General features: G+C 72.5%; 17 protein-coding genes. 7 read left to right on the forward strand and 10 right to left on the reverse strand.

Annotated elements, in window-relative coordinates:
* Positions 1-176 precede the first annotated feature (176 nt).
* Positions 177-1,946 (reverse strand): ABC transporter ATP-binding protein, encoded by a 1,770-nt coding sequence (locus AB0I88_RS32160; protein ID WP_361033233.1) that lies wholly within the window; start codon positions 1,944-1,946, stop codon positions 177-179.
* Positions 1,947-2,032: 86 nt separating this feature from the next.
* Between AB0I88_RS32160 and AB0I88_RS32165 the strand changes: the two genes are divergently transcribed.
* On the forward strand, positions 2,033-2,446 hold the full coding sequence (locus tag AB0I88_RS32165; RefSeq protein WP_361033236.1) for a MarR family winged helix-turn-helix transcriptional regulator: 414 nt from the start codon (positions 2,033-2,035) through the stop codon (positions 2,444-2,446).
* A 163-nt stretch (positions 2,447-2,609) separates the two neighbouring features.
* On the opposite strand, the gene AB0I88_RS32170 is transcribed toward AB0I88_RS32165, so the two are convergent.
* Both AB0I88_RS32170 and AB0I88_RS32175 read right to left on the reverse strand, forming a co-directional pair.
* A complete protein-coding gene (locus AB0I88_RS32170) occupies positions 2,610-3,461 on the reverse strand; it encodes a tetratricopeptide repeat protein (protein WP_361033239.1) in 852 nt (283 codons plus the stop codon).
* Positions 3,462-3,656: 195 nt separating this feature from the next.
* Positions 3,657-4,142, reverse strand: a complete 486-nt coding sequence (locus AB0I88_RS32175) for a MarR family transcriptional regulator (RefSeq protein ID WP_361033242.1) — start codon at positions 4,140-4,142, stop codon at positions 3,657-3,659.
* Positions 4,143-4,218: 76 nt separating this feature from the next.
* On the opposite strand from AB0I88_RS32175, the gene AB0I88_RS32180 reads away from it, so the two are divergent.
* A complete protein-coding gene (locus tag AB0I88_RS32180; protein WP_361033245.1) occupies positions 4,219-6,273 on the forward strand; it encodes an MMPL family transporter in 2,055 nt (684 codons plus the stop codon).
* A gap of 48 nt (positions 6,274-6,321) precedes the next feature.
* On the opposite strand, the gene AB0I88_RS32185 is transcribed toward AB0I88_RS32180, so the two are convergent.
* From AB0I88_RS32185 to AB0I88_RS32215, 7 genes are all read right to left on the reverse strand, one after another.
* Positions 6,322-8,022, reverse strand: a complete 1,701-nt coding sequence (locus AB0I88_RS32185) for an ATP-binding cassette domain-containing protein (RefSeq protein WP_361033248.1) — start codon at positions 8,020-8,022, stop codon at positions 6,322-6,324.
* A 220-nt stretch (positions 8,023-8,242) separates the two neighbouring features.
* Complete coding sequence (locus tag AB0I88_RS32190) at positions 8,243-9,223, reverse strand: branched-chain amino acid ABC transporter permease (RefSeq protein WP_361033252.1); 981 nt, start codon at positions 9,221-9,223, stop codon at positions 8,243-8,245.
* A 278-nt stretch (positions 9,224-9,501) separates the two neighbouring features.
* Positions 9,502-10,383, reverse strand: a complete 882-nt coding sequence (locus AB0I88_RS32195; protein ID WP_361033255.1) for a branched-chain amino acid ABC transporter permease — start codon at positions 10,381-10,383, stop codon at positions 9,502-9,504.
* A gap of 4 nt (positions 10,384-10,387) precedes the next feature.
* Positions 10,388-11,170, reverse strand: a complete 783-nt coding sequence (locus AB0I88_RS32200) for a class I SAM-dependent methyltransferase (RefSeq protein WP_361033258.1) — start codon at positions 11,168-11,170, stop codon at positions 10,388-10,390.
* Positions 11,171-11,181: 11 nt separating this feature from the next.
* Complete coding sequence (locus AB0I88_RS32205; protein ID WP_361033261.1) at positions 11,182-12,360, reverse strand: ABC transporter substrate-binding protein; 1,179 nt, start codon at positions 12,358-12,360, stop codon at positions 11,182-11,184.
* Between the two features lie 7 nt (positions 12,361-12,367).
* Complete coding sequence (locus tag AB0I88_RS32210; protein WP_361033264.1) at positions 12,368-12,784, reverse strand: roadblock/LC7 domain-containing protein; 417 nt, start codon at positions 12,782-12,784, stop codon at positions 12,368-12,370.
* Entirely contained in the window at positions 12,781-14,916 is a 2,136-nt protein-coding gene (locus tag AB0I88_RS32215) for a sensor histidine kinase (RefSeq protein ID WP_361033267.1), read from the reverse strand. Before AB0I88_RS32215 ends, AB0I88_RS32210 begins: the two co-directional genes overlap by 4 nt.
* A gap of 146 nt (positions 14,917-15,062) precedes the next feature.
* On the opposite strand from AB0I88_RS32215, the gene AB0I88_RS32220 reads away from it, so the two are divergent.
* From AB0I88_RS32220 to AB0I88_RS32240, 5 genes are all read left to right on the forward strand, one after another.
* On the forward strand, positions 15,063-16,181 hold the full coding sequence (locus AB0I88_RS32220) for an SAM-dependent methyltransferase (protein ID WP_361033270.1): 1,119 nt from the start codon (positions 15,063-15,065) through the stop codon (positions 16,179-16,181).
* A gap of 60 nt (positions 16,182-16,241) precedes the next feature.
* Positions 16,242-17,450 carry a sulfite oxidase gene (locus tag AB0I88_RS32225; RefSeq protein ID WP_361033273.1) on the forward strand — a complete coding sequence of 403 codons (1,209 nt, stop codon included), beginning with the start codon at positions 16,242-16,244 and terminating at the stop codon, positions 17,448-17,450.
* Between the two features lie 39 nt (positions 17,451-17,489).
* Positions 17,490-18,521, forward strand: coding sequence for a LacI family DNA-binding transcriptional regulator (locus AB0I88_RS32230; protein WP_361033279.1), 1,032 nt, complete (start codon positions 17,490-17,492; stop codon positions 18,519-18,521).
* Positions 18,522-18,603: 82 nt separating this feature from the next.
* Positions 18,604-20,277, forward strand: coding sequence for a glycoside hydrolase family 13 protein (locus tag AB0I88_RS32235; protein ID WP_361033282.1), 1,674 nt, complete (start codon positions 18,604-18,606; stop codon positions 20,275-20,277).
* A gap of 301 nt (positions 20,278-20,578) precedes the next feature.
* Positions 20,579-22,024, forward strand: a complete 1,446-nt coding sequence (locus AB0I88_RS32240) for a polysaccharide deacetylase family protein (protein ID WP_361033285.1) — start codon at positions 20,579-20,581, stop codon at positions 22,022-22,024.

The following is a 22,024-nucleotide window of genomic DNA, read 5'->3' on the forward strand; positions in this document are numbered from 1 at the left end:
GCCAGTAGCGGCCCTCCGCCTACAAGAGCCTGTCATGAATGAGCAGGTGCGTCGGCGACCGACAGACCAACCGGCGAAGGCTCAGCGAACCAGGGCCCAGTAGCGGCCCTCCGCCTACAAGAGCCTGTCATGAATGAGCAGGTGCGTCGGCGACCGACAGACCAACCGGCGAAGGCTCAGCGGGCCAGGGTCCAGTAGCGGCCCTCGGCCTGCAGGAGCGTGTCGTGGGTGCCGGACTCCAGGATGCGGCCGTGGTCGATGACGGCGATCTGGTCGGCGTCGCGGATCGTCGACAGGCGGTGGGCGATGGTGACTGTGGTGCGGCCCCGGGACAGGGTGTCGAAAGCCTGTTGGACGGCGCGCTCGGTTTCGTTGTCGAGGGCGCTCGTCGCCTCGTCGAGGACCAGGATGCGGGGGTCGCGCAGCAGGGTGCGGGCGATGGCGATGCGCTGTTTCTCGCCGCCGGAGAAGCGGTGGCCGCGGGAGCCGACCATCGTGTCGTAGCCGTCAGGGAGGGCGGCGATCAGGTCGTGGATCTGGGCGGCACGGGCGGCACGCTCGATCTCGGCGTCGGTGGCGTCGGGCTTCGCGTAGCGCAGGTTCTCCCGGATCGTCGTGTGCAGCAGATACGTCTCCTGGCTGACCACGCCGACGATGGCGGCGAGGTCGTCGAGGGCCAGGTCGCGCACGTCGACGCCGTCGATGGTGACCCGGCCGGAGGTCGGGTCGTGCAGCCGGGCGATCAGGGCGGCGATGGTGCTCTTGCCGGAGCCGGTCTCGCCGACCAGGGCCAGGGAGCTGCCCGCGGGGACGTCGAGGCTCACGCCGGCCAGCGCGGCGGTGGCGCCCCCGTCGTAGGCGAAAGTGACGTTCTCGAAGCGCAGATGACCGCGGACGGTGGGCAGCCGCACGGGCGACGCCGGCTCCTTGATGTCGACCGGCAGGTCGAGGTACTCGAAGATGCGCTGGAACAGCGCGAGCGACGCGGTGAGGGTGACCCCGACGTCGAGCAGGCTCATCAGCGGCCGGAACAGGCCCGCCTGCAGGCCGGTGAACGCGACCAGGGTGCCGATGCTCATGGCGCCGGCGGCGAACGGCAGGCCGGCCGCCAGGTAGATGATCGCGGGGATGACGGCGAACACCACGTTCATCGTGGCCATCCGCCAGCGGCCGGCCAGCTCGGAACGCAGCTCCAGATCGATGAGGCGGGCCGAGGAGGCGGTGAACCGCTCGGTCAGCGCGCCGCCGGCGCCCATCGTCTTGGCCAGCTGGACGCCGCTGATGGACAGGCCCTCGTCGATGATCACGTTGAGGTCGGCGAGCTCGCGCTGCCGCTGGGCGGTGATCTTCTGCCGCATGCGGGCGACCCGCCGGGTCCAGTAGATCGCCGGGGGCAGCGCGACCAGCGACACGAGGGTGAGCTGCCAGGAGAGGGCGGCCATCGCGACCAGGGTGGCGATCACCGTGGTGAGGTTGGCCGCGACGGACGTGGCGGTGGAGGTGACCACCTGCTGCATGCCGCCGATGTCGTTGGTGATGCGGGACTGCACCTCGCCGGTGCGGGTGCGGGTGAAGAAGCCGACCGACTGACGTTGCAGGTGGGCGAAGACGTCGGTGCGCAGCCGGTGCATGACACGCTGGCCGACGGTCGTGGAGATCCACGTCTGCACGACGCCGAGCGCGGACGTGGCCGCGGCGATGCCGACCATGCCGGCGACCAGCAGCGTCAGTAGGCGCAGGTCGGACTGCGGGAGGGCGACGTCGATGACCTCGCGCAGCAGGAACGGCGAGCCCATCGAGATGACGGACGACAGGACGATGACGGCCACGACGACCGCGAGGTGGCGGCGGTGGCCGATGAACAGGGCGCCGATGCGGCGCAAGGAGACCGCGCGGGCCTGCGCCTTCTCCTCGGCGGTGGGTTTCCGGGGACGTTCCTTGGGCAAATGAAGCCTCTCTCAACCGGGGACTGCAGTAAACTGAGGTTACCTCAACATGAGGGAACAACGGTAGTCACTGCTATTTTGTTCCGGTGGAGGACGACAGCCTGCTGGAATCGTTCTGGGCGGTGACCCGGCGCCTGCGTGAGCGGACCCGCATCACCCTGGAGCCGTGGCACGTCTCGCCGTCGCAGTCGCGGGCGCTGAGCGTGCTCACCTCCGACGGCGAGATCAGGCTCAGCGTGCTGGCCGAGCGGCTGCACATCGCCCCCCGCTCGGCCACCGAGGTGGTCGACGACCTGCAACATCGAGGCCTGGTCGAGCGCAAACCCGACCCGACCGACCGCCGGGCCACACTGGTGGCGCTCACCCCGGCCGGCGCCGCCACGGCCGCCGCCATCCGCGAGGCACGGGCCAGCGAGGGCGAGCGCCTGTTCGCCGGCCTGGACCCGGCCGACCGCACCGAGTTGGCCCGGATCCTGCAACTGCTGCGCGACGCCCGCTGAGAGCAGCCACTTCACCCCGAGTCCGAGTCCGAGTCCGAGTCCGAGCCCGAGCCCGGGTCCGAGCCCGGGTCCGGGTCCGAGCCCGGGTCCGGGTCCGAGCCCGGGTCCGGGTCCGAGCCCGGGTCCGGGTCCGAGTCCGAGTTCCGATGGAAGAGCCGCTGTCTCACGCGGGCCCGTCCGCCGGCGGACGGGCCACCGCGGAGACGCAGCCGGCGACCCCGGCGGCGCAGATCAGGGTGAGGTAGAGGCTGGGCGGGGCGGTCAGCAGGCCGATCGCCTCGAGGGTGCCGAGGCCGGCGATCCCGGCCAGGAACCATGCCAGCGACACCCGCGCGACATGCGTCACGGCGTCGCGGCCCGCGGCACGGCGGGTGCCGGGTCGGCCGGGGTGGATGCGCAGCGAATCGGCGAACTCGTCGGCGGCCAGGGCGAGCGAAGCGGCGTCGACCGCCGTGCTCATGGCCTTCTCGAAGGCCTTCAGCGCGGCCCGTGCGCCGGCGTGCCCGAAGTCGATCGCCAGGGCCCGCCCGAGTGCCTCTCGGGCGGTCAGCGGCCGGCCGATCGCGAACAGCGCCTGACCGAAGGTGACCTGCAGGTCGGCGTCGTAGCCGGCCAGGTCGACGACGTAGCGCAGACCTTCGGCGGCGTCGGTGGGCAGGCCGGCGGCGAGTTGCGCGCGGGCCAGCCGGGTGTGCAGGCGGGGGTTGCCGGGGTCCTCCCGGCAGGCGGCGGCCGCGGCGGCGATCGCCTCGGCGTGGTCGCCGGCTTGTGAGCGGGCGGCGCTCAGCCAGAACAGCGACTCGGTGCCGTAGGGGTCCAGACGCCAGGCGGCCTCCGCGGCCAGCAGCGCGCCGGCGATGTCGCCGAGGTCGAGGCGGGCCCGGGTCATCCGCTGCCAGGCGCCGACGTTCTCCGGCTCCCGCCCGACGAAGGGGGCGAGCAGCCGTTCGACCTGGTGGGGGCGGCCGCGGGCGAGCAGGGCGTCGGCCTCGGCCAGTAGGGGCTCGGTTCGCACGCCGCTTCGATCGGCAGCGCCGCGGGTCACTCACGGCTATCGTCTGGTGCGGCCGCGTTGCAAAATCCCTTTTCGGTACGCGGTGAGCGCACCCACCGATCTCAGCCCGGCGGGCGCGGCACGGGCCGGGCCGGGCGAAGGCTCGCGGGTCGTCCACGGGTGGCGCGCGTCGTGCGTACCGTAAAAGGGTTTGATCTAGTGGTTGCGCAGCTCGTCGCGGTAGGAGATGAGTGCGGCGATCATGCCGTGCAGGAATTTCTCGATGACCTGGAGTTCGCCGACGCCGAACTGGGCCATCACCTCGTCGGTGCGGGGCGCGAGCGGTGCGAAGAACGACATGGCGAGGGCCATGCCGGCGTCGGCGTAGCGGAGGTGTACCACCCGGCGGTCGGCGCTCTCCCGGGTTCGGTGCAGGTGGCCGCCGCGTTCGAGACGGTCGATGAGGGCGGTCGTGGCGCCGGAGGTGAGGCCGATGGCCTCGCCGAGTTTGCCGGGGGTGAGGGGGCTGCCGCTGCGTTCCGCGTGCATGACGGCGAGCAGCGCGTGCAGGTCTGTCGCGTTGAGCCGGTGCAGATGTGCGAAGGCGTGCCCGATGTGATTCGCCTCGCTGCTGTAGGTGTTCAACAGGTCGACGAGCTGCCTGCGTAACCGCTGCCGTTCCGCGGTCTCGTTGCCTTCCACGGGGGTAAGTGTTGCAGATCCCGCCTCAGTCGTGAACAATCTCGATTATAAAGATTCTCGTTCTTGGAGGCTTTCAATGAGAAGGGCATGGGCGACGCTCCTGCTGGCCCTGCTACTCGGCGGGCTTGTCTTCGGCTTCGCGGGCTCCACGGAGACGGACAACGATCCGGCCTCCTCGCTGCCGTCCTCGGCCGAGTCGACGAAGGTCGCCCAGCTGCAGAAGGAGCTGCCGTCGGGACGCACCAACCCGGCGCTGATCGTGGTCGCCAAGGGCGGCGAGGCACTCACCGACACCGACCTGGCCGGCTTTCAGGAGCTGGGCCGGCCGATCCTGTCCGAGGACCGCAAGGCCGCTCTGATCACCGTGCCGCTCGCGGCCACCGGTGACAGCGACGCCACCATCGAAGCGGTGAAGCAGCTCCGCGAGAAGGCTTCCACCGACCTGCCGCCCGGAGTGACCGCGCAGGTCACCGGTGGAGCCGGCTTCAGCGCCGACCTGTCGAACAGCTTCAGCGGCGCCAACACCAAACTGCTGATCGTCACCGTCGTGGTGGTCACGATCCTGCTGCTCGTCACGTACCGCAGCCCGATCCTGTGGATCGTCCCGCTGTTCGTCGTCGGGTTCGCCGACCAGCTCGCCGCCAAGGTCGTGGCCCTGCTGTCGCAGCACACCGACCTGGCCGTCAACGGGTCCACCACCGGCATCGTCACGGTGCTGGTCTTCGGCGCCGGCACCGACTACGCGCTGCTGCTGATCTCCCGGTACCGGGAGGAGCTGCACAAGTACGAGAACCGGTTCGAGGCCATGGGCAAGGCGCTGCGCGGGGCCGGCCCGGCCATCGCCGCGAGCGCCGGCACCGTCATCCTGGCCCTGCTCACGCTCGTTCTCGCCAGCTTGAAGAGCAACACGGCACTGGGCATCACGTCGGCCGCCGGTGTCGCCATCGCCGCGGTGTTCGCCCTGGTCGTGCTGCCGGCCGCGCTCGTCGTCTGCGGCCGCGGCCTGTTCTGGCCGTTCATCCCGCGGGTCGGCAAGACCGGCCCGGAGGACGGCAAGGGCATGTGGGCCAAGGTCGGCCGGACCGTGGTGCGCCGCCCGGTCGCCGTGACCGTCGTGTCGATGGTCGTGCTCGGGCTGCTGTCGCTCGGCGGCCTCGGCACCAAGGTGGGCCTGTCACAGGCCGAGCAGTTCCGGGTCGAGGCCGAGTCGGTGCAGGGTCTCGAAACGCTCAGCAGGTACTTCCCGGCCGGCGCCGCCGGACCCGCCGTGGTGCTCACCGAACCGGCCAAGGCGCAGGAGGTCCTGGCCACCGTCTCCGCCACGCCCGGCGTCGCCCAGGCCCGGGTCGCCGAGGAGACCGCCACCCGGGTCAGCATCAGCGCCGTGCTGGAGGCCGCCCCCGACACCGCGGAGGCCTTCGAGACCATCCGTGACCTGCGGGACAACCTCGACGGCGAAGCGCTGGTCGGCGGCACCGTGGCGACCGCGCTCGACACCCGCGACGCCGCACGCCGCGACCTGGCCGTCATCGTCCCGGTGATCCTGGCGGTGGTGTTCCTGGTCCTGGTCGCCCTGCTGCGCGCCCTGGTCGCCCCGATCCTGCTGATGATCACCGTGGTGATCAGCTTCGTGGCCTCGCTCGGCGCCGGATCGTGGCTGTTCCGGAACGTGTTCGACTATCCGGCCCTGGACAACTCGGTGCCGCTGTTCTCGTTCCTGTTCCTGGTCGCGCTCGGCGTCGACTACAACATCTTCCTGGTCACCCGGGCCAAGGAGGAGGCGGCCACCCGCGGCACCAAGGACGGCATGGTGCACGCCCTCGCGGTCACCGGCGCCGTCATCACCAGCGCCGGCATCCTGCTGGCCGCGGTGTTCGCGGTCCTCGGAGTGCTGCCGGTGGTCACGCTCACCCAGATCGGGATCATCGTCGGCATCGGGGTGCTGCTGGACACTCTGCTCGTGCGTACCGTCCTGGTCCCGGCTCTGGCCACCCTCACCGGCGACCGGTTCTGGTGGCCCGGCCGCCCCGCCGCGGGTGCGGTCCAGGTGCCTCCCCCGCCGTCCCGGCCGGCCACCGATTGGGAGGCGGTCAACCGGACGAAGCTCTCCGAGCCCGTCGGCGAACCGTAAGGCTTCACTCTCCGCCAGAGAGAAGGCGCCGGGTGGTCCCCTCCGGGGTCACCCGGCGCTTTCGCGTCCACCGCCGATGCCGAGCAGCCGGTTCAGCTCGCCGCCGGCCCCGGCGCTGGGCGGGTTGGCGCTGGTCAGGGCGACGCGGCCGCGGTCGAGGACGGTCAGGTGATCGGCGACCGCGCGGGCGAAACGGACGTTCTGCTCGGCCAGCAGGACCGCGACGCCGTCCCTCGCGATCCCCGTCAGCGCGTCGGCGAACTGGGCGATCACGGCGGGGGCCAGTCCCTCGCTCGGCTCGTCCAACAGCAGCACCCGCGGCTCGGTGAGCAGTGCGCGGGCCAGGGCGAGCATCTGCTGCTGGCCGCCGGACAACTGAGCCGGGCGGCGTCTCCACAGCTCGCGGAGGCTCGGCAGAAGCGTCAGCACCCGCTCGGTCACGTGCGACGGCCGGCCACGGGCCGCCAGCGCCAGATGCTCGGCCACCGTCAACTGGGCGAACAGGCGGCGCCCCTGCGGGACCAGCGCGATGCCGCGCCGATGCGGGCGCCCGTTCACCCGGATCTCGGAAGGCGGGGCCGGGGTCAGCAGGCCGCCCAGCGCGTTGAGCAGGGTCGTCTTCCCGGCGCCGTTGCGGCCCAGCAGCGCGTGAATCGTCCCGGCCGGTACCGTCAGGTCGAGGCCGTCGATCACCGGGGCGCCCTGATAGCCGGCACGGAGGGCGATCACGGTCAGCATGGGCTCGGCAGCGGGCGCTGCCGGGCCGTCCGGCGCGACCTCACCGCCCGGCGCGGCCTGCCGGCGCGAGGCGCCCTCCCCGATCGATGCGAGCTTCCCGGCCGGCGCGGCCTCCCCGCTCGGCGCGGCCTCCCCGATCGGCGCGGCCTCCCCGATCGATGCGACCTTCCCGCTCGGCGCGGCCTCCCCGATCGGCGCGGCCTGTCCACGGGCCGCGGCCTCTGCGTTCGGCGCGAGCCCGGCAATCGAGGACGCGAGCCGGTGGGCAGGCCCGGCCCGGTGGGGCGCGTCCGGCTTCCCGGTGGCGAGCGGACCTGATTCGAGGTACGCCTGACGCGCGCCCGGGTGGGCGCGAACCTCGTCCGGGGTGCCCGTGCACAGATGGCGGCCCCGGTGCAGAACGGTGACCGTGTCCGCGAGCCGCCAGATCAGGTCCAGGTGGTGGTCGACCAGCAGGAGCGTCATCCGCGGCGGCAGCCCGCGCAGCACCTCGCTGAGCCGCTCGATGTCGGCCGGGCCGAGACCGGCGCACGGCTCGTCGAGCAACAGCAGGCGCGCGGAGCCGGCCAGCAGCATGGCGATCTCGACGAGCCGCCTCCGGCCGTAGGGCAGGTTCCCGGCCGTCTCCCCCGCGGCGTCGGCGAGCCCGACCCGGTCGAGGGCGTCGACGGCGCGTTCCCGGGCGCCCCGGCGGACCGGTACGGCCAGGACGACGTTCTCGGCGACGGTCAGCCGCTCGACGATCCCCGGATGCTGGAAGGTCCGCCCGATCCCCCGCCGCGCCCGCGCCGCCTGCCCGAGCCGGGTGATGTCGGCGCCGTCGTGAACGATCCGCCCCCGGTGCGGGGTGAGGCTTCCGGCGATCAGGCTGAGCAGGGTGCTCTTCCCGGCGCCGTTCGGGCCGATCAGCGCGTGCCGGCTGCCGGGCGTCACGGTCAGGGTGACATCGTCGACGGCGGTCACCGCCCCGTAGCGGCCGACCAGATCGTGCGCCCGCAGCGCCGGTCTCATCGGGCCGCCCGCGCGGCGATCGGCCGGAGAGTCCGAGGAGCCGACGGCCACCGAGAGGCGGCGACGCGCGGCACGCTCACCGGACGCCCCCGAGTCCACGTGGCGAACGGCCGGGAACCCGGACAGCCCACGGGCGGCAGGCTCACCGAACCCGTCGTTCGGAGCAGGCCACGAACAGGCGGAAACGGCACACCCACGAACGCTGACAGAGCCGGCACGCTCACCGGGCTCCCCGCCTCGCCCGTGTCAGGAACGGCCGGGAACCCCGGACAGCCAACGGCCGCAGATAGGCGACGGCGAGGAAGAGCAGGCCGAGCAGCAGCGGGCTCAGTCCGCCGGTGCCGATGCCGGCTCCGTCGCGGACCGCCACGACGAGGGCGGCGCCGCCCATCGCGCCGAGCATCGTGCCCGCGCCGATCGCGGCGGCCAGCAGCGTGAGGGCGGCGGCTTCGAAGCCGATGTCGGCCGGGGAGACGTATCGGTTGACGATGATCAGCAGGCCACCGGCCAGGCCGGCCAGCACCCCGGCGATCGTGTAGCCGACGGTCAGGGCCCCCGTGACCCGGTGGCCGAGGGCGGTCATCCGCGGCTCGTGGCCGGCGATCCCGCGCAGGGTCAGGGCCGAACGGGAGCGGAGGAACACGACGATCCCGGCGTAGCTGAGGACGACCACGGCGAGGGCGTACCAGTACACGTAGGCGGGTGCGGTGAGCGGTGTGCCACCGGGCCAGGGCAGCGCCGGAGGCGTGTGCAGGCCCTCGTCACCGCCGGTGACGGTGGTCCACCGGATCGCGGCGGTCGCTGTCAGCGACTGCACGGCGAAGGTCGCCATCAGGAACGCGGTTCCGCGGGTGCGCAAGAGCATGGGCGCGGTGATCGCCGCGGCGGCGCCCCCGGCGAGGGCGGCGACGACCAGGAGAACCGGCGCCTGCTGATGCCCGGCCCGGCTGAGCAGGGCCGCCGTGTAGGCGCCCATGCCGAAGTAGGCGGGCTGCCCGAACGCCGGGAGGCCGGCGACGGCCACCAGCAGCTGAGCGCTCATCGCCAGCAAGCCGAGAACCAGCGCGTGGGCGGCTATCCCGACCGGGTACGCGCCGGCCACCGCGGGGAGGGCCGCGGCCGCGGCGAACGACAGCGGCCACCCGAGCCGCCACGAGACACGCGGTCGACGTGACCGCGGCGCCGCGTCAACCGGTGCCATGTCAACTGCCGCCGCGTCGCCGGACGCTGCGTCAACCGGCACTGTTTGGACGGACGCCGCGTCAAGGGGCACCGCGTCAACACGCGCTGTCTCAACGGCCGCCGCTTCAAGAGGCACCGCGTCAACCGAGGCCGCGCCGATATGGGGCTGCTCGATGCGGACCAGCTCGATACGGGCGGAGTCCGCGTGGGCCGGGGCGAGACGAGCCCGGTCGGCATCGACCGGGTCGGTATGCCGGCCGGCGGGTACGGCCGAGGGCCGATCGGGTGGCGTCGGGTTCATGCGTGCACGGCCACCGATGCGCTGGAGCGGCCCCGGACCACCAGGACGGCCAGGACCAGACCGAACAGGAGGAACGCGGCCAGAGTGGGCGCGGCTATCACGCCGACCGTCTGGACCTGGCCGACCAGCAGCGCGGCGGCCAGCGTGTGCGGGACCGAGCCGGCGCCGCCGAGGACGACCACCACCAGCGACAGGACCAGCACCTGCACGTCCACGCCGGGGGCCGGGCCGAGCAGGGGCGCGCCGAGGACACCGGCCAGGGTGGTGATCGCCCCGCCCGCGGCCAGGGCGGCGGTGCGTACCCGGGTGACCCGGATGCCGGTGGCGGCGGCCATCGCCGGGTCGCTGACGGTGGCGCGCAGGAGCATCCCGGCGTGGGTACGCCGGACGATCAGGTGAAGGGCCATCGCGAGGAGCCCGGCGACGGCGATGAACAGCAGCCGGTACACCGGATAGCCGTGCCCGGCGATCGTGATGTTCCCGTCGAGGACGGCGGGTGGCTCGGCGGGCAGTGGCGCGGCACCGAACATCTCGGTGAACGCCCACGATCCCACGAAGGCGATCCCCAGTGTGGCCAGTGCCTGGTCGAGGTGGTCGGCGCCGGCCCGCAGCGGTCGCAGCGCCACCGCGAGCAGGCCGCCGCCGGCCGCCCCGAGCAGCATGCCGAGAAGCACCGCCAGGCCCAGCGTGACCAGGCCACCGCCGCCCGGGGAGCCGGGGAGGGACGAGGCCAGGTAGGCGCCGGCCAGGTAGAGGGTGCCGTGGGCCAGGTTGAGGACGTTCATCACGCCGAAGACGAGGGAGAGCCCGGCGGCCACGGTGAACAGGAGCAGGCCGTAGGCCACCCCGTCCACCGCGGTCGCCGTGTAGGTCGCCACCGTCTCAGCCGGCCCGGACGCCGACGCAGGTGTGCATCGGGTACGTGTAGCCGCCGACCGCCGGATCCTCCATCCCGTCGCGCAGCGCCCGCAGCTGGGTGGGGGTCATGCCGGACAGCAGTGCGGGCTCCAGTTGGCGGCTGTTGCAGGCGTGCAGTTGCATGCCGGGTTCGCCGCCGGTCCAGTACCGGTTGTGGACGACCGCGGAGACACGCAGGCCGGCGGTTCGCATGGCGGCCGGCAGCCGCCGCGCCCACGCCGGGTCCATGCCGCGGGCCGCGCCGAGGCCGATGATCGTGCGCTGGAAGGCGAGGAACGCGTCGGCGACCTCCGGTGTCGCGGTGAGCAGCATGTCTTCGGGCCGGGTGCAGTCCCAGTCGGAGACGACCAGGTGGCCGCCGGGCTTGAGGGCGGCCACCGCCCGTACCAGCAGTTCCTCGCGCTGCGGCAGGTGCATGAAGAGGAGCCGGGCGTGGATCAGGTCGTACTCCTCGGTGCCGAGGTCGGCGGTGGTGACGTCGCCCTGGCGTACCGTGATCTGGTCGTGTCCGGCGAGGTGGCGGGGGTCGCTGTCGAGGGCGACGACGCGGCCGCCGGGAGCGACCTGGCCGGCCAGGAAGGTGGCCACCGAGCCGGCGCCGGCGCCCAGGTCGAGGCATTGCCAGCCGGGTTTGGGGCCGATGCCGCGGAGCACGTCGCGGCTGTGATCGTCGAGGATGCGGGCCAGTAGCCGCACCTGGCGGGCGGCCTCGGCGGTGGCGTTGTCGAACAGATAGCTGTCGGCCATCGACGGTCCCCTCAGTTGGTCAGCGTGGTCAGGGTCTGGGTGACGACGTTGGCCTGGGTACGCCCGTCGTTGCGCACCTGGCGCAGGTAGTAGGCCTGGTTGGGCGAGTGCTGGCTGCCGAAGCGCCATTCGCCGCGCGGGCTGTCGACGGTGCCGAGGGCGGCGATGGCGTTGTTGATGGATTCGCCGGTGGGGTTGTCGCCGGCGGCGGCGATGGCCTTGTCGAGCAGCAGGGCGGCGTCCCAGCCGGTGACGCTGTAGATGTTGGGCGGCGCCCCGGCCTTGTCCTGGTAGGCGGGCGCGAACGTGCGGTTGGCCGGGTTGTCCAGGTTCGGGGCGTAGTTCATGACCGTGTACACCCCGTCGGCGGCTTCCTTCTGCGCGCCGAGGACGGCTCCTTCGGTGAGGAATCCGGCGCCGTAGAGCGGGATGGTGAGGCCGGACTGTTCGTACTGTTTGACGAAGTCGACGGCGGCGGTGCCGGCGTAGAAGGTGTAGACGGCTTTGGCGCCGGAGTCCTTGACCTTGTTGAGGTAGGGCAGGAAGTTGGTGGTGCCGGGCCACGGCGTCCAGGTGGTCTTGCCGCCGGGGTTGGCGAGTTCGCCGCCGGCCTGCTGGAAGGCGTCGGTGAAGCCGCCGAGCTGGTCGTAACCGCCCTGGTAGTCGGGGCCGATGACGTAGACCGGGCCGTCGACGGTGTTCTTCAGGTGGGCGGCGACGGCTTGGCCCATCTCCCGGGACAGCCAGGAGGTGTGCCAGGTGTAGCTGATGTCGGTGAGGGTGGAGGGCCGTCCGCCCGTACCGATGAATGGCACCTTCTTGGCGGTCGCGGGGGTGGCGACGGCTGCCGCGGCGTCGGCGCTGGCGGTGCCGACGATGACGGTGGCGCGGTCGGCGTCGAGGAGTTTCTTGGCGGCGGTGAGGGCGCTGGCCTGGTTGGCGCCCTCGTCGGCGGTGACGGTGGTGACGGTGCGGCCGCCGAGCCTGCCGCCGTGGGTGTCGAGGTAGAGCTGCCAGCCGGCGGCCTGGTCCTTGCCGATGGCCGCGTACGGGCCGGAGGCGGGCCACATGAGACCGATGGTGAGGGGCCCGGCGGTGGTCTGGCCGCCGGTGTCGAGGCTGGAACCGGAGCAGCCGGTGGCGGCGGCGAGCAGCACGGCGGCCGCGAGCAGGCGGGGTAGGTGTTTCACGGTTCTCCTAGTTCGAGGGGACGCGGGCGCCCGGTTCGAGGACACGTCCGGCGGCTTCGCCGAGCCGGACCAGTTCGTGGTGGACGCGGCCCATCTCGGCGTCGGACGCGGCGAGGGCGGTCAGGACCAGCCGCTGCGACGGGCGTTGCACGATGACCCAGCCGGAGTCGAAGTTGACGACGATGTCGTGGACGGCGCCGGCGCGCATGAAGCCGGACATGCCGAGGGCGATGCCGATCAGGCCGGAGGTGCTGGCGCCGAGCTGGTCGCGGATGGCGGGGTCGATGTCGCCGCTGGTGGCGAGCGGGATGCCGTCGCCGGAGACGGCGAGGGCGTGGCTGACGTCGGGGTTCTCCGCGCAGAACCGGTCGAGCAGGAAGCCGAGCGTCCGGCCGGCCTCGGCGTCGGGGTGCGTGAACGTCATCTCTGGCCAATCTGTGTGGGGGTGTGGCGGGCGAGCCGGGCGCTGGCGGCGAACGCGGCCATGCCGCGCCCGGCGGCCGCGCGGTCGGTGGGCGGCGCCGACGGGCCGGGCGCGGCGGCGGGGGCGGAGTGTTCCCCGGGTACGCGCACCGGCAGCCCGTTGGCGGTGCGGCGCCGTGGCGGCGGGGCGTCGGCGAGGGTGGTGGCGGTGCCGCGGGCGGCGAGGGCGGGCCGTTCGGTCACGGCGAAGGCCGCCGGCTCTGCCACGGCGAGGGCGGGCACGGTGGTGAACAGGGTGGCCGGGATGACCACGTCGGCGCGGGTGCCGGCGCCGGTGGAGCGCAGGCCTACCGACAGGCCGAGGCGGGCGGCGATGCGGCCGACGACGGGCAGGCCCATGTGCCGGGCGGTCTCGGCGTCGAGGCGGAAGGTGGCGAGCCGGTCGACGAGGTGCGGCAGCCGGCTCTGCGGGATGCCCATGCCGGTGTCGCTGATCTGGGCGTGCACCCGGTCGCCGACGTGGCACGCCTCGATCCGGACGGGGGCGCCGGGTGGTGAGAAGCGGACGGCGTTGTCGACGAGTTCGGTGAGCACGTGCACGATCTCCTCGGCGTGTTCGGGGACGATCTGCACGCTGCGGTCGACGGCGGTGTCGTCGACCCGGTCGTACGCCTTGTCCACCCGGCTGATGGCGGCCTTGACGACGTCGGGAAGCGCGATGGGCCGCCGAACGGGTTGTCCGGCGCGCCCGCCGGCGAAGACGAACAGGTTGGCGATGAGCCGCTGGATGCCGGTGGCCCTCTGGTCGAGTTCGAACAGTCTCCGCAGCCGGGCCGGGTCCTCCTCGTCCTGTTCGAGGGCGTCGATGGCGGCCATCACCTGGTGACCCTGTCGTTGCAGCTGGCGGGCGATGGCTTCCATGACCGAGGCGATGACCGCCTGGAGCTGGGCCTGGTCGCCGGCGAGGCTCACCGCCGTACGGGAGACGTGGTTGAAGGCCCGCGCCACCTCGCCGATCTCGTCCTCGCCGGCGACCGCGACGGCCTGCCCGGCCCGTTCGACGAGGGCGGCGGCGACGGTCGCGTCGGGCAGTCCGCTGGTGAGGCGGCCGACGACGTCGGGCAGGGTGGTGGTGGCGGTGGCGGTGGCGCCGCGGGTGAGGGCGCGCAGCGACCGGGTCATGGACCGGCTGATCCACCAGCCGGTGGCGAGCAGCGCCACGAGGGCGGCGAGGACGGCGGCGGCGAGGACGAGCAGGTCGCGGCGCTGGGCGTCGCGGCGTTCGGCGACGGCGCGCAGCAGTTCGGTGTCGGCGGCGCGTTCGACGGTGTGCAGGCGTTCCATCCGGGCGCCGATGGCGCTGACCCAGCGTTGCGGCGGGACGGCCCAGGTGAGGGTGGCGCCGGGTGGGGTGTTGGCGGCGAGGGCTTGGAGTTGTTCGGCGACGGTCACGTCGGGGCGGGCGGGGGCGGTGGCGAGCCGGGCGGTCCAGCGGGCGGGGGCGAGGCGCCGGAAGTCTTCGAGGGCTTCGCCGTGTGCGGCGGCGGCGGCGACGACCTGCTGCTGTCCGGCGGCGGTGAGTTGCCGGGTGGTGAAGGTCGGCAGGACGGTGATCTGCATCTGGCCGAGGGCTTCGACGCAGGCGGAGAGTGCGGCGGAGGCGCGCAGGCCGGTGGTGATGTCGGCGTCGACGTTGAGCTGGCCCATGCCGGCGCGGTAACCGATCAGGTCGGCGATCATCGCCCGGTACCGGAAGAGGACGAGGCTGGCGGGCACGTCCTGCCCGCCGCGCACCTGCTCACGCAGTTGCGGCAGGGCGTCGAGCCGGCGCGCGGTGAAGCGTGCGGCGAGCGTGTCGGTGCGGTCGGCGGCTTTCCGGTACGCGGTGACGGCGGCCGCACGGGAGGGCTCGACGAAGACGAGGCCGGCGGCGGCGCGCTCGTTCTGCAGGGCCCCGGCCAGTTCGCCGGCGATCATGCTCTGTCCGACGAGGCGGTGGGCTTCGTCGGCGCGGGAGGCGGCGGCCGCGGCGCCGTAGGCGATCACGCCGGACAACACGAGGATGACCACGATCGGCGGGGTGAGCAGCAACGCCAGCTTGGTCCTGATCGGACGGTCCGTGAGTCGCAGCAAGGATCTTCCCCCGGGGTGCGCGGCGGCAGGCCGCGCCGGCGCGGTCAGTGCGCATATACGATCACTGATGCGTGGGCGGTCCGGGAATACCGACCTTGGGTCCGACCTCGCCCCTCGATTCGCCATAAATCATCTAATATCTATGGGTGCCTCGCCATCCGGACGCTGTCATCACCCCCAACGCCGAGTTGCGCGCCCGACGGCAGCGGCTGCCGTCGCCGCACCGGGCCGGGCAGTGCCTGTCCCGGGCGGAGCTGGCCGAGGCGGTCAACACGGCGTTGCGGGAGCTGTTCCCGGACCGCAATCCGACCTCGCTCGACGTCGACGCGCGCTGGGTCGGCAAACTGGAGCGCGGCGAGCACCGCTGGCCGTGCGAGGAGCGGCGGGCCGCGCTGCGGCAGGTGGTGGGTGCCGAGACGGACGCGGTGATCGGCCTCTACAGTCCGCGCCGCGGCGAGGCCGTCCGGCCCGCCCGCGGGCGCCCGCCGATCGACGTGGGCACGGCGCATCCGGCCCGCCGCTACAACTACTGGCTCGGCGGCAAGGATCACTTCGCCGCCGACCGGGAGTCGGCCGACGCCATCGCGAAGGTTCTCCCCGCCGCGGCGACGGCGGCCCGGGAGAACCGGGCGTTCCTGCGGCGGGCGGTGCGGCACCTGGCCGAGCGCGGGGTGCGCCAGTTCCTGGACGTGGGCGCCGGACTGCCGGCCGACGGCAACACCCACGAGGTCGCGCAGAGCGTCGATCCGGCCTGCCGGATCGTGTATGTGGACAACGACCCGATCGTGATGGCCCACGCCCGCGCCCGGCTGGCCGGCGACCCCGCGGGCCGGGTCGGCTGTGTGGAGGCGGATCTGCGCGAGCCGGAGGCGATCCTGGCGCACCCGGCGGTGACCGGAACCCTGGACCCGGACCACCCGGTGGCGCTGCTGCTGGTGGCGGTGCTGCATTTCCTGCCCGGCGACGAGGCCGTGCGGGACGCGGTGCGCCGCTTCACGACGGCGCTGCCGGCGGGCAGTTTCCTGGTGCTCAGCCACGGCACGCTGGACTTCGCCCCGGAGTCGGCGGAGGCGTACGAGGAGTTGCTCCGCGCCGGGCTGGCCGACATGCGGCCCCGCCCGCGGCACCGGATCGCCGCCCTCCTGGACGGCCTGGACCTGCTGGAGCCGGGCCTGGTCCCGCTGAGCGAGTGGCGCCCGGCCCGGCCCGGCGCCTCCCCGGCCGAGGTGTCCGCCTACGGAGCGGTGGCCCGCCTGCCTTCCTGACCGGAGACTCGCAGGGCCAGACTATCCACATCTCCTATGGAGTAGATAGGATGAGTCGCCATGAGCGAGGGCGCATACGACGAGCGCAGACTGCGCGACTTCCGGGCCGGCCGGACACGGGGTTTCTCCCGCCGTGACCTGCTGGCACTGACCGCGGCGGTGGGGGCGGGAGCGGCCGTCCCGGGCCCGGCGCTGGCCGCCTCCCCGATCGTCAAGCCGCTGCCGGCCGAGCTGTTCCGGCCTCTGGGAACCAACGCGGAGACCAGGTGGTCGGCGCTCAGGGGCCAGGGCTACTACGTGCCGGTGGACCGGTTCTTCGTCCGCAACCACACCGTCACCCCGGCGATCGACGCCGCGACGTGGTCTCTGGAGGTCTCCGGTTCCGGCGTGCGCGGGTCCACGCGTTTCGGCCTCGACGACCTCAAGGCGCTTCCGCGCGAGACCCGGCCGGTCGCCATCGAGTGCGCCGGCAACGCCCGCGGCCACTTCAGCTCACAGCAGGGCCAGACCGTCTCCGGTACGGCGTGGGGGCTGGGCGCCATCGGAGTGGGAAAGTGGACCGGCGTCCGGCTCTCCACCGTGCTGCGCCGGGCCGGGCTCACCCGCGACGCGGTGGACGTGCAGCCGTCCGGTCTCGACCCGGATTTCGTGAGCGGCGGCGTCGACCTGGGCCCGGTGCGGCGGCCGTTCCCGGTCAGCAAGGCCCTCGACGACGTGCTGCTCGCCTACGAGCTCAACGGCGAACCGCTGCCGCCGGACCACGGCTACCCGGTCCGGGTCGTCGTCCCGCGCTGGATCGGCATCTCGTCGATCAAGTGGGTGGGCCGCATCGAGGTGTCCGCCGAGCCGCTGTTCTCGCCGTGGAACACCCAGTTCTACCGGCTGTTCGGGCCGGGCTTCCCGGCCGAGGGGCAGCCCTTCGACCGGCAGGTGGTCAAGAGCGCCTTCGAGCTGGACGCCGGGACGAGTTTCACGGCCGGGGCACGGACGCGACTGACCGGGCGTTCCTGGTCGGCGGACGGCCCGATCCGGCACGTCGAGGTCAGCACCGACGGCGGGACGACCTGGCGGCGGGCCCGGCCGTACGGGTCCACGCCGGGTGGCGTCTGGCAGCGCTGGGAGATCGACTGGACCCCGGCGGCGGGGTCGCACACGCTGCTCGCGAGGGCCACCGACGTACGCGGCAACACCCAGCCCGACGTGGCCCGCTACAACACGCTGGGTTACGTCTTCGACGCGGTGGTCCGCGTGCCGGTGATCGCCGCGTAAGCGTTCGGGATAGAGTGGGCGCCCGACCCTGGAGCGCCCATGCCGTCGAGAAGGGCCACGTCGAGTGACGTCGCGGCCGCGGCGGGCGTCTCCCGCTCGGCGGTCTCGTTCGCCTTCAACAACCCGCACCGCATCTCGGCGGCGACCAGGGAACGGATTCTGGCCGCCGCCGAGGAGCTGGGTTACACGCCGAGCCCGCTGGGCCGGATGCTGCAGGCCGGCACCACCAACTCGATCGGCGTGCTGTTGCCGCAGCGGCTGGCCCGGATCCTGGAGAACCCGTATTACTCGCGGTTCCTGATGGGCGCCGGGCAGGTGTGCGACCAGGAGGGCTACACGCTGCTGCTCAGTCCGCCGCTGCAGGACTCGGTGCTCAAGGCGATCCCGTACGCGGCGGTCGACGGTTTCATCGTGTGCGGCCTGGAGACCGACCGGGGCGAGGTGGCCGAGCTGAGCCGGCGGGGCATCCCGTTCGTGCTGATCGACAGCGACCGGATGCCGGGGGCGCCCAGCGTCGAGGTCGACGACCGGGGTGGCGCCCGCGAGGTGGCCCGCTATCTGCTCGATCTGGGGCACCGGCGGCTGGCCGTGCTGTCCATGGACCCGGGCGCGGAGGCACCGGTGCGCGGCTATCGGGGCCCGCTGGCGCGGCGGCTGGCCGGGATCGCCGACGCGCTGGCCGAGGTGGGCCTGTCCTGGGACGCCGTACGGCTGGCCGAGGTGCCGGTGACCAGGACCGAGGGGTACCGGGCGACCCGGGAGCTGATGGCCTCCGGTGAGCCGCCGACGGCCGTGCTGGCGCTGTCGGACATCCTCGCGTACGGGGCGGTGGATGCTTTGCAAGAACTTGCAATCGACGTGCCCTCGGAGGTGTCCGTGACCGGGTTCGACGACCTTTCCGAGTCGGCCTGGTTCCGTCCGCGGCTGACCACGGTCCGGCAGCCGATCGTGTCGAAGGGACGGATCGCCGCAGACTTCCTGATCTCTGCAATCAGGGGTGAGGACCAGCACCCGCACCAGACGCTCGGCACGTCGCTGATCGTGCGGGAATCAACCACGAAACCGGCATAACCACCCGCTGCAAGAACTTGCTGCAAGAAAGCAACGCCGGGGCTATGTAACACGTGTTAGTTTCTTGCTAGCGTTCGTCGCCATGACGGACCAACTGATCGCACCGCCCACCGTGGAGGCGCCCCCGGCATCGTGGTGGCGCAACGCGGTCATCTACCAGATCTACCCGCGCAGCTTCGCCGACTCCAACGGCGACGGCATCGGCGACCTGCCCGGCATCAGCAGCCGGCTGCCCTATCTGCGGGATCTCGGTGTGGACGCGGTGTGGCTCTCCCCCTTCTACGCCTCGCCCCAGGCGGACGCGGGTTACGACGTCTCGGACTACCGGACCGTCGACCCGATCTTCGGCACCGTCGCCGACGCCGAGCAGCTGATCGCCGGCGCGCACGCCCTGGGTCTGCGAGTCATCGTCGACCTCGTCCCCAACCACTCCTCCGACCAGCACGACTGGTTCAAGCGGGCGCTCGCGGAAGGCCCCGGCTCCCCCTTCCGGGAGCGCTACCACTTCCGCCCCGGCAAGGGCGAGCACGGTGAGCTGCCGCCCAACGACTGGCCCTCGATCTTCGGTGGCCCGGCCTGGACCCGTGTCCCCGACGGCGAGTGGTACCTGCACCTGTTCGCCCCCGAGCAGCCCGACTTCAACTGGGAGCACCCGGCCGTACGCGACGAGTTCAAGACCATCCTGCGGTTCTGGCTCGACCTGGGCGTGGACGGCTTCCGGATCGACGTGGCGCACGGCATGGTCAAGGAGGACGGCCTGCCGGACGTCGGCGACACCGGCGAGTGGCATCTGCTCGGCGCCGGCGAGAGCCCGTTCTTCGACCGCGACGGCGTGCACGAGATCTACCGCGACTGGCGCAAGATCCTCGACGAGTACCCCGGCGAGCGCATCGCCGTGGCCGAGGCGTGGGCGCCGACGCTGGCCCGGGTCGCCAACTACGTCCGCGACGACGAGCTGCACCAGGCGTTCAACTTCAGCTACCTCGGCACCGCGTGGAACGTGCACGAGCAGCGCCAGATGATCGACGACTCGCTCGCCGCCATGCGCGAGGTCGGCGCCCCGACCACCTGGACGCTGTCCAACCACGACGTGGTCCGGCACACCACCCGCCTGATGCAGAAGATCGACGGCGAGGCGGCCGGCCGCAAGCCGGCCGAGGTCGACGACGAGGCCGGTCTGCGCCGGGGCCGCGCGGCCAGCGCTCTGATGCTGGCGCTGCCCGGCTCCGCCTACCTCTACCAGGGTGAGGAGCTCGGCCTGCCCGAGGTCATCGACCTGCCGCCGGAGGTGCGCCAGGACCCGGCGTTCCACCGCGCCGCCGGCCAGGACGGCTACCGCGACGGCTGCCGGGTGCCGCTGCCGTGGAGCGGCGACAGCGCCCCCTACGGCTTCGGCCCGGACGGTGGCGCGAGCTGGCTGCCCCAGCCCGCGTCGTGGGCGAGACTCAGCGTCGCCGCGCAGGCCGGCACGTCCGGTTCCACCCTGGAGCTGTACCGCTCGGCCCTGTCGATCCGCCGCGGCAACCCGGCGCTCGCGCCCACCGACAACCTGCGCTGGGTGCCCGCACCGGCCGGGGTGCTCGCCTTCGAGCGCGAGGTCGAGGGCGCGCCGGTCTTCCGCTGCACGGTCAACATGAGCGACCAGCCGGTCACGGTCGGCCGGCCCGGCGAACTGCTGCTGGCCAGCGGCCCGATCGACGGCACCGCCGACAACGTCGTCCTGCCCCCGGACACCACCGTCTGGTGGTCCCGGTGATCGGGTGAGACATCCCGGCCCGTCCCCAGGACGGTGGGGGACGGGCCGGGACACCCGGGCGTGACGCCGAACGGGGGCCGCGTCACGCCCGTGCCCGTCTCCGCCGTCACCGCGGCCCTCACCCACCTGCCGCCCGGAGCGCGACGTCTCCCTTCCGGCCCGTTTTGTGGTACGGGTGAGCCGGCGCCGATCGATGGGGTTCTTCATCCGCCGGGATCGCCCGGGGTGCAGGACCAGGTCCGGCAACAGGGCGGAGGTCCCGGCCCGGGGCCCGGCCGATGGGCTTATTATTCTGGCGGCCATGAATGATCCGCTGGGGACCCGGTCTCCTCAACCGGCGCGGCGATCCCTGCTCAAGGCGGGTGCGATCGGAGCCGGGGTGGTGGCGGCCGGGGCCGGTGCGACCCTGCTGGCCACCGGCACCAAGATCTTCGACAAGGAACCCGCCCGTCTCGTGCGGCCCGGCGTTCCCCCCGTCATCACGGCGTTGAGCCGGGCGTCCTGGGCGGAGAACTTTCAGAAGGGCCACGGCTGGACCGCCACCGGCGGCAACGTCGGGAAGGCCGTCCTCGACGACACCACCGAGTTCGTTCGCGGCACGCAGTCGGTGCTGCTGACCACCGCCGGGAAGGCGAGCGAGAACGGGGCCTACGCCGACCAGGCCAGTGTGGAGCGGGTGGGCGGCCCGCCGGTGAATCTGAAGGGCAAGGCCGTTCGCCTGATCTTCAAGGTGTCCGACGTGACCAGGCTGCGCTGGATCAACTTCTACGTCGGCACGAAAGGCCTGGCCAACACCTTCCGGTGGCGGGTGCACACGCACTCGGACAAGCAGAACTGGGTGCAGTCCGGCGAGTGGGTGGCGGTCACCCTGCAGTGGGGTGACCTCAACGCCGCCAGCGGGGCCTACCGGATCAAGGCGGCCGGTAAGCCCTCCGCCTGGACCGGGTTCACCGACATGCGGTTCTCGGTGATCGACTCCGGCACGGGCCCATGCGACGTCCGGCTCCAGGCGGTGGAGATCATCCCGGACACCAAGGCCGCCTACCCCAACGGACTGGTGTCGATCACTTTCGACGACTCCTGGCAGGACGTCTTCACCAACGCCCGTCCGCTGATGGACAAGTACGATTTTCGCGGGACCACGTACACGATCGCCGACCAGATCAACACGGACGGCAAGTTCACGACGGATCAGCTGCTCGCGGCGCAGGACCTCTCCGGGTGGGAGGTGGCCGGGCACTCCTTTGCGGGCGAGGTGCATGCCGCCCGGTACAGCGGGGTGACCGCTGAGGTGGTCGACAAGGACGCCGGCGCGCTGCGCGGCTGGATGCGGGAGAACAACTTCACCAGCGAATCGTTCGCCTATCCCGGCGGTCAGTTCGGGCAGACGACCGACGGTCACAGCGTCGAGGAGATCGTGCAGCGGCACTTCTCCACCGGCCGGTCGATCCTCGCCGAGGACAACCGGGAGTGCAATCCGCCGCCGATGCCGATGCGGCTGCGCTCGCTCACCGGCATCAGCTCCACGCAGAAGGGGATGTCGAACCCGGAGAGCCTGATCGGGCGCGGTGGCCTGCTCGACCGCGCCCAGAACGCCGGCGGCTGGCTCATCCTCTGCTTCCACCGGGTCGTCACGACGGTTCCGGCGAACAGCTCCGAGTGCCACCGGGCCGACTTCGCGAAGATCATGCGGGCGATCAAGGTGCGGGGCCTCGACGTCCGCACCGTCGGCGAGGTCATGGACTGA

This window comes from Actinoplanes sp. NPDC049802 (assembly GCF_040656595.1).
Classification (GTDB): domain Bacteria; phylum Actinomycetota; class Actinomycetes; order Mycobacteriales; family Micromonosporaceae; genus Actinoplanes.

Coding starts and splice junctions, on each gene's coding strand:
- AB0I88_RS32180 (WP_361033245.1), top strand. CDS start 4,219: ATGAGAAGGGCATGGGCGACGCTCCTGCTGGCCCTGCTACTCGGCGGG.
- AB0I88_RS32185 (WP_361033248.1), bottom strand. CDS start 8,022: ATGAGACCGGCGCTGCGGGCGCACGATCTGGTCGGCCGCTACGGGGCG.
- AB0I88_RS32190 (WP_361033252.1), bottom strand. CDS start 9,223: ATGGCACCGGTTGACGCGGCGCCGCGGTCACGTCGACCGCGTGTCTCG.
- AB0I88_RS32200 (WP_361033258.1), bottom strand. CDS start 11,170: ATGGCCGACAGCTATCTGTTCGACAACGCCACCGCCGAGGCCGCCCGC.
- AB0I88_RS32210 (WP_361033264.1), bottom strand. CDS start 12,784: ATGACGTTCACGCACCCCGACGCCGAGGCCGGCCGGACGCTCGGCTTC.
- AB0I88_RS32225 (WP_361033273.1), top strand. CDS start 16,242: ATGAGCGAGGGCGCATACGACGAGCGCAGACTGCGCGACTTCCGGGCC.
- AB0I88_RS32230 (WP_361033279.1), top strand. CDS start 17,490: ATGCCGTCGAGAAGGGCCACGTCGAGTGACGTCGCGGCCGCGGCGGGC.
- AB0I88_RS32235 (WP_361033282.1), top strand. CDS start 18,604: ATGACGGACCAACTGATCGCACCGCCCACCGTGGAGGCGCCCCCGGCA.
- AB0I88_RS32240 (WP_361033285.1), top strand. CDS start 20,579: ATGAATGATCCGCTGGGGACCCGGTCTCCTCAACCGGCGCGGCGATCC.